The sequence below is a fragment of the Glutamicibacter sp. GQ173 genome (assembly GCF_059759215.1).
Genome location: NZ_JCAXDT010000015.1, coordinates 1 through 12,586, shown reverse-complemented (window position 1 = coordinate 12,586; position 12,586 = coordinate 1). Strand labels below are relative to the sequence as shown.

The 12,586-nt window shown below is 61.6% G+C and carries 12 protein-coding genes; 7 read left to right on the top strand and 5 right to left on the bottom strand.

Annotated elements, in window-relative coordinates; genetic code table 11:
* Nucleotides 1-80: 80 nt before the first annotated feature.
* On the top strand, nt 81-719 hold the full coding sequence (locus AC6CHO_RS17050; protein WP_498216680.1) for a pyroglutamyl-peptidase I: 639 nt from the start codon (nt 81-83) through the stop codon (nt 717-719).
* Between the two features lie 9 nt (nt 720-728).
* Entirely contained in the window at nt 729-941 is a 213-nt protein-coding gene (locus AC6CHO_RS17045) for a hypothetical protein (protein ID WP_498216679.1), read from the top strand.
* 157 nt (nt 942-1,098) lie between these two features.
* On the opposite strand, the gene yczR is transcribed toward AC6CHO_RS17045, so the two are convergent.
* A complete protein-coding gene (yczR, locus tag AC6CHO_RS17040; protein ID WP_498216678.1) occupies nt 1,099-2,499 on the bottom strand; it encodes a MocR-like transcription factor YczR in 1,401 nt (466 codons plus the stop codon).
* Between the two features lie 61 nt (nt 2,500-2,560).
* On the opposite strand from yczR, the gene yczE reads away from it, so the two are divergent.
* Both yczE and AC6CHO_RS17030 read left to right on the top strand, forming a co-directional pair.
* Nucleotides 2,561-3,196 (top strand): membrane protein YczE, encoded by a 636-nt coding sequence (yczE, locus tag AC6CHO_RS17035; RefSeq protein ID WP_498216677.1) that lies wholly within the window; start codon nt 2,561-2,563, stop codon nt 3,194-3,196.
* Nucleotides 3,197-3,254: 58 nt separating this feature from the next.
* Nucleotides 3,255-3,857: a hypothetical protein gene (locus tag AC6CHO_RS17030; protein WP_498216676.1), complete on the top strand. Its 603-nt coding sequence runs from the start codon at nt 3,255-3,257 to the stop codon at nt 3,855-3,857.
* 37 nt (nt 3,858-3,894) lie between these two features.
* On the opposite strand, the gene AC6CHO_RS17025 is transcribed toward AC6CHO_RS17030, so the two are convergent.
* Nucleotides 3,895-4,725 carry an HAD family hydrolase gene (locus tag AC6CHO_RS17025; RefSeq protein WP_498216675.1) on the bottom strand — a complete coding sequence of 277 codons (831 nt, stop codon included), beginning with the start codon at nt 4,723-4,725 and terminating at the stop codon, nt 3,895-3,897.
* 124 nt (nt 4,726-4,849) lie between these two features.
* On the bottom strand, nt 4,850-6,127 hold the full coding sequence (serS, locus tag AC6CHO_RS17020) for a serine--tRNA ligase (protein WP_498216674.1): 1,278 nt from the start codon (nt 6,125-6,127) through the stop codon (nt 4,850-4,852).
* A gap of 38 nt (nt 6,128-6,165) precedes the next feature.
* Between serS and AC6CHO_RS17015 the strand changes: the two genes are divergently transcribed.
* Entirely contained in the window at nt 6,166-7,212 is a 1,047-nt protein-coding gene (locus AC6CHO_RS17015) for a diacylglycerol/lipid kinase family protein (protein WP_498216673.1), read from the top strand.
* A gap of 1,069 nt (nt 7,213-8,281) precedes the next feature.
* On the opposite strand, the gene pheA is transcribed toward AC6CHO_RS17015, so the two are convergent.
* Together pheA and AC6CHO_RS17005 are read right to left on the bottom strand one after the other, a co-directional pair.
* Nucleotides 8,282-9,205, bottom strand: a complete 924-nt coding sequence (gene pheA / locus AC6CHO_RS17010) for a prephenate dehydratase (protein WP_498216672.1) — start codon at nt 9,203-9,205, stop codon at nt 8,282-8,284.
* Nucleotides 9,202-9,528 (bottom strand): rhodanese-like domain-containing protein, encoded by a 327-nt coding sequence (locus AC6CHO_RS17005; protein ID WP_498216671.1) that lies wholly within the window; start codon nt 9,526-9,528, stop codon nt 9,202-9,204. Before AC6CHO_RS17005 ends, pheA begins: the two co-directional genes overlap by 4 nt.
* Nucleotides 9,529-9,595: 67 nt before the next feature.
* Here AC6CHO_RS17005 and AC6CHO_RS17000 point away from each other — a divergent pair, with 67 nt between their 5' ends.
* Entirely contained in the window at nt 9,596-10,942 is a 1,347-nt protein-coding gene (locus AC6CHO_RS17000) for an amidase (RefSeq protein WP_498216670.1), read from the top strand.
* Between the two features lie 52 nt (nt 10,943-10,994).
* Complete coding sequence (locus AC6CHO_RS16995; RefSeq protein WP_498216669.1) at nt 10,995-12,452, top strand: peptide MFS transporter; 1,458 nt, start codon at nt 10,995-10,997, stop codon at nt 12,450-12,452.
* Nucleotides 12,453-12,586 lie beyond the last annotated feature (134 nt).

Sequence of the window (12,586 nt, the reverse complement as noted above, 5' to 3'; positions counted from 1 at the left end):
CACCTATCCAGTGGCTTTCGATTGGACGTACACCCAAGATTTATCAACTCGCACCGACAGTTTAGGCCCATAATAGGTTCATGCATCTTTTGGTGACCGGCTTCGAGCCCTTCGGCAACGACCAGTACAACGCCAGCGGCGAAGCCGTCCGGCTGCTTCCCGAACACTTGGACGGCTACCGAATCAGCACGGCAATCTTGCCAGTTTCCTTCCAGCGCTCCGGGGAGGATTTGGCTGCGCTACTGCAGGAGCATCAGCCGGATGCACTGGTCTGCGTGGGCGAGGCTGGCGGCCGGGATGAGATCAGCATTGAAGTCCGCGGCGCCAATGAAGACAACGCCCGCATTGCGGACAATGACGGTGCCCAGCCGGCACGGCAGGCCATCATCCAGGGAGGGGATTTCTTCCGCAGTGCCACCATGGATCCCCAAGCAGTGCTCCGGGCATTGCACCAGCATGGGCATGCTGCTTATCTGTCCGAGGATGCCGGGAGATTTGTTTGCAACCACATCGCGTACCTTGCCTACGGGCAGGAAGTTCCGGCGCTTTTCATCCATGTGCCAGCGCTGCGCCCCGAGGGGCAGACAGCCTCCGTGGGCGCCGAGACCGACAAACTCGAATCTGTTCCAGGCGTTCAGGCCGAAGTCGGCTATAGCATCGAGGGACTAGTTTCTGCCCTGACAGACTCGTTGCAGTCGGTAGTCAGCCTGATAAAATAGACTTCTGGCATGGATAGCAGTTTTGCTCTGGACCCATTGGAAGCATCAATCCTTCTGCTTTGGGGTGCAGGCCTCCTCTACGTGGGCTGCCGCTACGTCCGGGGTCGCTCGGTGCCCCTGCTGATAGCGCTGATGGCTGCTCTATGCATTCCAGGATTTGGCGTTTGCTACGCAGCGGTTCAGCTGATCCGGAATGCCGCCAACCGAAATAAGCAGGTCTAGAAGTTGAAATCATCCGAGGCGCGCTGGCTCGTATTATTTTCAATCGCCATCGGTATCGTTTTTTCGGCGCCTTCGCACTCATTACCTCTGGGGCACTGGCTACCTGGCTGGACTGATCCACAGGTTATTCGAGCCACAAGCAATCTTCAGGCAGCTATTAACCGGCCACTTTGTACCAGGCCTCGGCGATGGCGGGAAGCGCCTGCTCCAGGTCGGCTCTTTCCTGCGCGAAAGGCAGGCGCAGGTAGTGTTCCAGCCCGTGGCCCTCAACGGCAAAGGTGGAGCCCGGGGCCAGCAGAACCGTTTTAAGCTGGCGCGCCAGGGCGCTGGAGCGCGGCTGGGGCAGCTGGCACCAGAGGCTCAGTCCACCTGCTGGCCTATTCGGCTTCCATTCCGGCAGCAGCCGCTGCAGCTCGGCGATCATCCAGTCCCGGTTATCCCGCAAGGAATCCCGGGTACTCTGCGCGAGGGTTGCACCCGAGTTCAGCAACTGCGCCAACACCAATTGCTCCAACACCGGAGCCCCGAGATCCATGCTCATGCGCGAACGGGCCATTGCACCTGATAGGTGCCGCGGGGTGCGCAGCCAGCCAAGGCGCAGTCCGCCCCAGTGGGATTTGCTGGCGCTGCCCACGGTGATCAGGTTCTTGGAGAACGCGGCCATGGGAAGGACTTCCGGCTCGGCATCCAGCCACAGTTCGGCGCAGGTTTCATCGATGACGCCAATGGTTCCGGATCGGTCCAGTTCTGCCGCCCAGCGCTCTCGCCGGGCATCATCCAGCAGGGTTCCCACCGGGTTGTGGAAGTCGGGAAGGCATAGCATCACGCTCGGGGACACCGTGCGCAGGGCCGAGGCGATCTGTTCCATGTCCGAGCCCTCCGGGCCAATGGGCACTGCCGCGGTGCGAGCACCATGCGCCTTGAGCGCGAGCAGCGAATTGGGGTAGGTCGGGGATTCTGCCAGCACGCTCTGCCCGCGGGCCATCACCGCTCGCCCTGCGGCTGCCACCGAGGAGAGGGCGCCGGAGGTGACGATGATCTGGTCCGGCCCGGTGGGCAAGCCTTTGCGGGTGTAGTAATCGGCCAGGGCCAGTCGCAGCGGTTCAATGCCCAGCGGGTAGTAGCCCATGGTGGCCGCGTACCGCGGCAATTGCTCCAGGGCCGTTTGGAACTCTTCGAGCATCCCCGTGGGTGCATTGGGAGCCGCGCAGGTGAGATCGAGTGCGGTGCTTCCCGGCATCGGCCCAAAACCACCCAGCGGCAAGGGCTCGGCGCCACCCGCCACTGGTCCTCCGGGAATCTGCGCGATGGTTCCCGAGCCTTGGCGGGAACTGGCATAGCCGCTTTCGCGCAGTTCGGCGTAGGCACGGGAGACCGTGGTGCGGCTCAGGCCTAGGCGGGCCACGGCTTCGCGTTCGCTGGGCAATACCGCGCCGTGCAGGATGCGGCCATTGGCAATGAGCGAGCGTAAGGCCTCAAAAAGCCACCGGTAGGCCGGCTGGGAAGAGTCGGCCGTTCCGAGCATGCCGGCCAGCGCAGTGCCTGTGACGCGTCCCATAAGTCCACCTTTTCAAAATTGGCTCTTTTTTACATGGCCAATTTACCGGATTATTTTATTCATGACCATCACTAATCTGACTCCACGCCAACAGCTCACCAGCGGGCGATTGCCCTTGCGATTCTTTAACCTCTTTGCAGGCCTGTCGCTCTATGCTCTTGCGATGGCCCTGATCATCCGAGCTCAGCTGGGCGTGGATCCATGGGATGTGCTGCATTTGGGCATCGCAAACCACGTACCGCTCTCGCTGGGCACCATCACCATCCTGGTTGGCGCATTGGTCCTGCTCGCATGGATTCCGTTGCGCCAATGGCCCGGGCTGGGAACCATCGCCAACACGCTGTACCTGGGCATAGCGCTGGACTTCTTCCTGCGCTTTTTGCCATCAATCAATGGCCTTGGCTGGCAGATCCTGACCTTGGCGGTAGCAATCCTCATCAACGGCTTGGGCGGAGCCCTCTACATCGGCAGCCACTTCGGCCCAGGTCCGCGTGATGGACTGATGACCGGGTTGCATCTGCGCACCGGGCTCTCATTGCGGCTGATCCGCACCGCGCTGGAGCTGACGGTATTGGGCATCGGATGGCTGCTGGGTGGTCCGGTGGGCTTGGGCACCGTGGCCTATGCAGTGCTCATCGGCCCAGCCACGCAACTCTTTGTTGCACGTACCAGCGTGCGTTTGCCGCAACAACAATAACGGCAACATCTCGGGCAGTACTCGCGACAAACCCGCTTGCACAGGCAATACTGGAAATATGTTTGTCGTTGCGCTCAGCCCCCGGCCCCGCTCGGTTACCGATGTTGCCGACGCCAGCGAGCAATTGTGGCATCAGCTCTCCCAGGTGGACACGCTCGCGCCCTTCACCGCGCTGAGCGGACAACTGCTGCTGGGCGTGCCCAGGGATCCCGACGCCGCGGTGGATGCGCTGATGCGCGTGACAAGGTTGAACTTCTGCAATATCGGACTGGGCATCGGCGGCCTGTACGAACCGGTGCCCGCGGAGGCAGACCTGGTAGAGGGCAAGGCCGCACGCCGTGCGCTGGGCGCCCTCGAAGCGGCCACCCATCGTGGCGAACGCGTGCCGATCTGCGTTTCCTCCGGCACCGATGAGATGGATGCCGAATTAGAAGGGCTGCTGCGCATGCTGGGCCAGTGGATCCGCACCAGGACCGAAGCCGAATGGTCCGTGGTGGATCTGCTTACCCCGGGAGTGCGCGGCCAGCAGAAAGCGGTGGCCGAGATACTCGGCATCACCCCGCAGGCGGTGTCCGCCGCCATAGTGCGTTCGGGGTACAACGACGAGCTCGGCGCCCGGGCTGCCATCGCCCGGCTGCTGGAATTCACCGACCAGCTCTAAAGCGCGGCAGGCAGCAGCCATTGTCCCTGCAATAGGGCTAGTCCTGGAGCAGCCCCTCGAGGATGATCGCCAAGCCGTCCTCGTCTACGCCTTCGGTCACCGCATCTGCCGCGTCCTTGACCTCGTCCGGAGCCTGGCCCATGGCCACGCCATGTCCGGCCCACTGGAGCATTTCGATGTCATTGCGGCCATCGCCTACGGCCAGGGAATCTGCCAAATCAAAGTCGAGGATCGCGCGCAGGCGCTCCAGGCCGCTGGCCTTGGTGGTGCCGTCGGCGGCGATATCCAGCCAAGCGGTCCAGCCGACCGAGTAGGTGACTCCGGAGAGGCCCAAGCCTTGCACCGCATGGCCGAATTCTTCGGCGGTGTTATCGGTGGAGAACACCACAACACGCACGGCTTTGTTGCTCAGCAATTCGTCGAAATCGACCACCTTGGTTTCGGCGCCGAAGCTGGCGTCGCCGAAAGCCTGGTTGGAAAGAAATTCGCCGCGCTCGTTTTCCAGCGCGTACTTGGCCTTGGGCAATTGCTTCCAGAGCGCCTTCAAGGCGACTGAAGGATCAAAGACTTCGCGGTGGATCACTTCGACGTCTCCGTCGGCCACCTTGGCCAGCACTCCGCCATTGCTGACGACTACATAGCCGTGCTCAATGCCCAGCTCTTCCATGACCGGAAGGGCGGCGCCCAGGGAGCGTCCGGTGGAAATGACCACTTCATGGCCTTGCTCCATCACGGCCCGGGCAGCATCGCGGACCCGCTGGCTCATCTGGCCCTGATGGTTGACGATGGTTCCGTCCACATCAAGGCAGATCATCAATTTCTGCTTATTCAGTCGGTCGTCGTTGCCGATCTTTGTCATAACTGTCATGGCTCAAGTTAACCATTACCGCCACGGTTTAGCGATGACCCACGGCACAGGTGCGCTTGAACAGCTGGTTAACTGCAATTGCCGGCCACCCTCAAGGGGTAGCCGGCAACTAACTGAACCTGATTTACTTGAGCACTTCAAGTCCGCCAAGGTATGGCTGCAGGGCCTTGGGCACGTTGACCGAGCCGTCGGGGTTCTGGTGGTTTTCCAGAATTGCCACGATCCAGCGGGTGGTAGCCAAGGTGCCGTTCAGCGTTGCCACCGCACGGGTCTTGCCCGGCTTGCCATCAACGATTTCGCGTTCGCGGATGTTCAGGCGGCGAGCCTGGAAAGTGGTGCAGTTCGAGGTGGACGTCAGCTCGCGGTAAGCATCCTGGGTGGGAACCCATGCTTCGCAGTCGAACTTGCGGGCAGCGCTCATGCCGAGGTCTCCGGCGGCGGTGTCGATCACCCGGTAGGGAAGTTCCATGCGGCCAAGCATTTCTTCTTCCATCGCCAGCAGGTTCTGGTGCTCGGCTTCGGCGTTCTCCACGCTGGTGTAGATGAACATCTCCAGCTTGTTGAACTGGTGCACGCGGATGATGCCGCGGGTGTCCTTGCCAGCCGAGCCGGCCTCGCGGCGGTAGCAGGAGGACCAGCCGGCGTAGCGAATTGGCCCCTCGGACAGGTCCATGATCTCGTCGGCGTGGTATCCGGCCAGGGCCACCTCGGAGGTGCCAACCAGGTACATGTTGTCGCGCTCGAGCTTGTAGATCTCGTCGTCGTGGGCCACGTCGAAGCCGGTGCCCTGCATGGTTTCGGGACGAACCAGGGTCGGGGTGATCATCGGGATGAACCCTCGCTCCAGGGCCACGTCCAAGGCCATGTTCATCATCGCAATTTCCAGCCGGGCGCCGATGCCCTTGAGGAAGTAGAAGCGCGAGCCGGAGACCTTGGCGCCGCGTTCCATGTCGATGGCGTCGAGCTTCTCGCCGATCTGCAGGTGGTCCAGCGGCTCGAAGCCTTCGGCCTTGAAATCGCGGATGGTGCCCACGTGCTTGACGACCGTGAAGTCGTCTTCGCCGCCGGCAGGAATGCCCTCGATGATCAAGTTCGGGATCAGGCGCTGCAGCTCGGTGCACTTGGCAGCAGCCTCATCGGACTGGGCCTGGGCGGACTTGACCGAAGCGGCCAGCTCCTTGACCTCGGCCAGCAGCGCGGAGCGCTCCTCCCCCTTGGCTTGGCCGACCTTCTTGGAGAAGGCATTCTGCTCGGCACGCAGGCGTTCGTAGGTGGCGATGGTTTCACGACGTGCCGTGTCAGCTGCCAGCAGCTGGTCAATTAACGACTCGTCGGCACCGCGCGCGCGTTGCGAGGCACGGTACAAATCCGGATTTTCGGTGAGCATTTTAAGGTCGATCACACATAAAGCGTAGCAATCATGAGTACGATGAAAGCACTATGCAGACAAATCGTGTGATCGTTTTCTCTGCCGTGGCTGCCGCAGCTGCCGCCGCGGCAACCAGTTGGTACTCGGTGCGCAAGCTGTCGCACTACCGCTTGCCCTCGGCACAAGAGCCGGTAGCGGCCGAACACGCCACCCCGGGCAAGGTGGCACTGGTCATCAATCCTTCCAAGTCAGGTGCAGAAGAAGCGCTGAAGGCCGTGGAGCGGGTTTGCGCTGAAGCAGGCATCGAAGCGCCACTGGTTCTGCACACCACCAAGGAGAACCCAGGCCAGGATGCGGCCCGGGAAGCCCTGGATGCGCAATGCGACACAATTATTGCCGCGGGCGGCGACGGAACGATTCGCGCCGTGGCAGAGGTGCTCGAAGGCACCGATGCCTCTTTGGGCATCCTTCCGCTGGGCACCGGCAACCTGCTCGCGCGCAATGTCGAAATCCCCATTGATGACCTGCACACCGCAGCTCTGGTTGCCGTGCGGGGCATGGTGCGCCGAATCGACGTGGGGCACATGAAGCTGAAGCTGCTCGATGGCAGCGAGGCGGACCATGCGTTCCTGGTCATCGCCGGTGTTGGCACAGACGCGGATCTTTTCGACGACACCAATGAAGAGCTGAAATCCAAGGTCGGCTGGCTCGCCTACTCGGAGGCTGGCCTGCGCCAGCTGCCCGGCAAGCGCAAGAAGGTCAACTTCAAGCTGGACGGCGATGAGAACTGGCAGAACCGCAAGGTCCGCTCGGTGCTCTTCGCCAACTGCGGCAAGCTGCAGGGCCTGGACTTCGTCCCGGATGCCAAAATTGATGACGGCGTGCTCGACGCGGTCATCCTGTCTCCGCGCTCGGCCGCTGGCTGGATGTGGATTCTGCTCAAGACCGCCTTCCGGGCCAAGAACAAGATTCCGGTGATGAGCTTCTACCAGACCCCGGGCATCGCCCTTCGCTGCACCGAGCCGATGAATACCCAGATTGACGGGGATCCCACCGGCGAGGTCAATGAGCTGGAAGTCAGCGTTTCGCCCAGCGCACTGCGCCTGCGCACCCCATAGCTGCTGGCCCCACCTGGACACAGCGTTTGAGCTCTACTTGAGTCCGGTGTCTGGCAAGCCCTCGGTACTCTGGGCAGGGACCTTCAGGCTGAAAGGAATGAATTCAATATGAACGTTAACCCTGTAATTCCATGGGAAATACAAGCCATGTCCTACGGATTGCTTGTGTTGTATCTAGCTTTGCTGGTAGCAGCGTTCGTTCTTGTTGCCCGTAATTCCCGATTCTCATCAGTCGAAAAGCTACTTATCGTATTGTTGATCCTTGGGCTTCCATTACTTGGCGCTGCCATCGCAATTGTCCTCTCAATGATGAATCGCAGAGAACAAACGGTCCCCCAGAAGGTCGCCCGAGAATGATTCACTCAGTTCCTTATGAGAACGGAGTGAATTCATAATGTTCGCGATTGCGGTTCTTCTGATTCGCGGATAACGTCCGATCGCACGTAGAAGGAAATCCGAGGCTCTGGAACTTCCGAATTAGCTTGGAACTGCCCTCAAATCAACTTAATCTTGCCTTTTTGCAGCTTGTCTGGGATTTTGAAACTCAGGCAAAGGTAGTTGATCTAGGCTCGGTTCCTATCACCGGAAACTCTTCTGCCACCGAGCGCTACAGCCAAAGAAATATTTGCCTCGCATTAGAAGTACGGCAGGCATGCTGCTTGGCGCCGGATTAGCTCCGTTTCGACGTTGAGTCGAAAACTGCTGGATAAAGATCAGCCATCCGGGTTCACCGAAAAGGCCACAGATGAAATCACCGTGGAGTCGTTTCATCGGAAGCAGACTGATGTGCCACCTGGAAACGGGGCGCTGAGCCCCTGAGATGCAATTCAGGTCCAGACTCAAACTATGCTCAATGAAGCATCAACGAGGGAAAGCGCCAGAATCACGGGTCTAAGCTACCCACGGACGCTACTCCCAACGGCTCAACAAGACTCTTCTCGCGATAGGCCGCCTTGAATTCATCAAACAACCAAGCGTCGGTCCGCAGCCCGGCGACCATACCTCTATACGCCAAAAATCAGTATTTCGAATCTTCATTGAGGCGTTCGCCGGGCTTTGACCTGTCTGCCTAGAACCGGTCGCGCAGCGACTGCACCCACCTGCGGGCTTCGCTGAACGCGGCATCGGAATTGTGCGTATCAACAAAGGGCTCAACGCCCTGGGCCGCCGGGTAGGAACCGAGGAAACGCAGCTCCGGGGACAAGCGGTGCAACCCGGACAGGGCCGCGGCAACGCGTTCGTCGGCGACGTGGCCTTCAAAATCCACGGAGAAGAAGTACTGCCCCAGGCCTTCTCCCGTAGGACGCGATTCAATGCGCGAAAGGTTCACCCCGCGCGCGGTGAACTGCTCAAGGAGTTCCATCAGCGCGCCGGGACGGTCTTCGGGCAGCGGCATGATCAGCGTGGACTTGTCCACCCCGCTGGGCGCCGGGATCTTTCCCGGACGGGTGACCAGGATAAAGCGGGTGACCGCGCCGATGTTGTCCTCAACCCCGCGCACCAGCACGTTCAGCCCGCGCTCCTCGGCCACCAGCGGGTTGCAGATCGCCGCATCATGGCCGGGTTCGCCATCGCCCAGGGCCACCGCGGCAGCCGCGGTGGAAGAGGCCGGAGTGAAGACGGCGCCGGGGATATTCGCCTCTGCCCACAAACGGCATTGCGCCCACGCGTGGCCGTGGGTGGAGATGAGCTTGATCTGGTCCAGCGAGTCGATGCCCGGGCGCACCGCCAGCACGAAGCTGATGGGCACTAGAATCTCGGCAACGATCTGCAGGGCCTGGCCTTGGGCGATGGCGTCCAGGGTGGCCGAAACGCCGCCCTCCACCGAATTCTCGATCGGCACCATCGCAGCGTCGACACTTCCATCGCGCACCATGGCCAGCGCGACATTCACATTTGCTGCGGGAATGCGCTGCGCTGCTTCAGCCCCGGGAACCTGCAGCAGCGCCGACTCGGTGAAGGTGCCGGCAGGTCCCAGATAGGCGTATTTCATCGGACGGCCGGCTCCTGCCCGTTCTCCGATTCCATGGGCAGTCCTGCTTCAATCCACGCATCGGATCCGCCGGCGATATTAAAAGCGGTGTGGCCCAAGCCGGTGAGCCAGGCGGCGGCCTGCGCCGAACGCCCGCCGGTACGGCAGATCACGTAGGTGTCCACGTCCGGGTCCAGCTCGCCAACACGCTCGGGCAGGGTGCCGAGCACGATGTGGGTTGCACCGGCAGCGTGGCCTGCTTCCCATTCGAAGTCCTCGCGCACGTCAAGGATGAACGCATCCTTCGGGACATCATTGACCGAGACAGTTTCAAAATCGCTCACGGCTAGCATTCCTCACTTATAGGGTGTTTGCTTATAAGACTAGTCATTTCCTGCGTCGAAAGCCGACATGTTTCCCTCCAGCGCCTTGAAATTGCGAGACGATCTGGCCCGTGGCGAGATTTCCAGCCGCGAGCTCACCGAGCATTACCTGAACCGCATCGAGCAGCACAAGGATCTGGGCGCCTTTGTGCATGTCGCCGAGGACGCCATAGCGGCCGCGCGGGCCGCCGATGAGGCGCAGGCGCGAGGGAATACCGGCCGGCTGCACGGGCTGCCCACCGCGTTCAAGGACCTCAACGACGTCGCCGGAATGCCCACCACCTATGGGTCGGCCGGGGTGGATCATCCAGAAGCCACCCGCGACCACCCGCTGGTGGGGCGCTTGCGTTCCGAGGGCGTGGTCATCCTGGGCAAGACGCAGGTTCCGGAGTTCGCGCTGAGCAGCCATTCGGAAAATCTGGTGTCAGCGCCCTCGCGCAATCCCTTTGATCCCCAACGCTCCTCGGGCGGCTCCTCGGGCGGGCAGGCCGCGGCGATCGCTGCCGGGATGATTCCGGTGGGCGCGGGATCCGATGGCGGCGGCTCCGTGCGCATTCCGGCCGCAGCTTGCGGACTGATCGGGCTCAAGCCCTCGCTGGGCCGGGTGCCCTCGGATGTGCTGGACGGATATGTTGATCCGCTGGGTGCGCCGAAGCTCGCGGTCTCCGGCCCCCTGGCCCATGATGCGCTGGATGCGGCCCTGCTGCTCGACGCGATGCGCGGAAAGGACCACTATCTGCCGTTGCTGCAGGGCAGCTACCCGCAGCGGCTGGACGGGTTGAACATCGGATTCAGCACCCTCTCGCCCTTTGAATCGGTGTACGACATCTCGCTCTCCCCCGAAGCACGCACCGCCTTTGAGCGCGGCCTCGAGCTGCTCGGGCAGCGCCACCGGGTGCAGCCAGCCCGGCTGGACTACGCCTCGGACTATCCAGAAAGCTTCGCTACGGTGTGGACCAATGGGCTGAAGGACGTGCCAGTGAATGACGAGTCCTTGCTTGGCGAGCTGGCCAGGGATTACCGCCGCCGCGCAGCCGGGCGGTCGCTGGAACAAAATTTGCAGGCGGGTTCACGGCTCAAGCAGATCGCTGCCGATTTTGTGCGCCAGTGGTCGGCCTATGACGTGATTGCCACCCCGGCCATGGCGAGCATTCCACCGCTGATCGGGCACTATACACAATCCACGGCAGATCGCGATTATATGTTGCAATGCCAGTACACCCCGTACACCTCCATGGTGAACGTCGCCTCAGTCGCTGCCATCACCATCCCGGTCACGACCACCAGTGCCGGATTACCCATGAGTATTCAGCTGATTTCCCCGCGTTCCGACGAGGGGCTTCTGCTCGCGCTGGCCGCCCAGATGCAGGTGTGAGCTTTCCCATATAAGTAGGTACTCGGGTAGGCAAAAGCGAAAAATATTACGTATGTCTACTGCAACAACGAGCACTTCCAGCACCGGAAGGACCTTCTTCGGTCACCCCGGTGCGCTCGCAAGCCTGTTCAGCGTGGAAATGTGGGAGCGATTCTCCTTCTACGGCATGCAGGGCTTGCTGGCTTACTACATGTACTACTCGGCCACCGACGGTGGCCTGGGGATGGACCAGGGCCTGGCCCTGTCGCTGGTCGGCGCCTATGGCGGCGCTGTCTACCTCTCCACCATCCTGGGCGCGTGGCTCTCCGACCGGCTCTTCGGTTCCGAGCGCGTGCTGTTCTTCTCGGCCATCGCAATTATGCTCGGCCACATCGGGTTGGCACTGCTGCCGGGCTACATCGGCCTGATCGTTGGCCTGATCCTGGTAGCGGTGGGCTCCGGCGGCCTGAAGGCCAACGCCGTGGCCCTGGTTGGTTCGCTCTATGCCAAGGATGATCCGCGCATTGATGCAGGCTTCTCCCTTTTCTACATGGGCGTGAACATCGGCGGGCTGATCGGCCCGCTGCTCACCGGCTGGCTGCAGGTTTCCTACGGCTTCCACGTTGGCTTCGGCGCCGCCGCCATCGGCATGGCTATTGGCCTGGGCATCTACGCTGCCGGACGCAAGAAGCTTCCTGCCGGCGGCAACATCCCGAACAATCCGCTGCCTGCCGCCGAGCGCAAGCGCTACGTGGTCATTTTCGCCGCCGTGATCGTCCTGATCATTGCCGCCTTCGCCAGCAAGGTCGTGACCCCGGAGAACCTGGCAAGCACCATCGCCTATGTGGTCATCGCCGCTTCGATCATCTACTTCGCGCTGATCCTGCGCAGCAAGAAGGTCGATGCGACCGAGCGCAAGCAGGTCTGGGCATTCATTCCGTTCTACATCGGCTCGGCCGCCTTCTGGGCACTGTTCCAGCAGCAGTTCACCTTCATCGCCGCCTACTCGGATCAGCGCCTGGACCGCCACTTGGGCAGCTGGGAAATGCCGCCGAGCTGGGTCACCTCGATCAACCCGGTGTTCATCATCGTCTTTGCCGGCATCTTCGCGGCCCTGTGGACCAAGCTGGGCAAGCGCCAGCCGCACACCGCCATCAAGTTCGGCTTGGCACTGGTCATCGTGGGTGCCGCCTTCCTGTGCTTCATCCCGCTGGAATCCTTCGCCAAGACCCCGCTGCTGGCCCTGGTGGGCATCTTGCTGCTGTGCACCTTCGCCGAGCTGCTGCTCTCGCCAGTAGGCCAGGCAATTGCCACCAAGCTGGCTCCGGCCGCATTCGGCACGCAGATGATCGCGCTGTTCTTCTTGTCGGTATCCCTGGGCACCACCCTGTCGGGCGTGCTGGCCGGCTACTACACTCCGGGCAACGAGATCCCCTACTTCATCGCCATGGGCGGCACCGCCGTCGTCGTGGGCGTAGCCATGATGGCTGCAACCCCGGGGCTGAAGAAGCTGATGGGCTCGGTTCACTAGAGCTCGGCTCAAACTGTCAATGGCTGGTCCCCGTTGAACTGGGCCCCGAAAGTTGGACTAACTAAATAATAGTCCTGCTCAGGCTGCAAGGGTATGACACCGATATTCCATCGGCGTCATACCCTTCAGTCGTA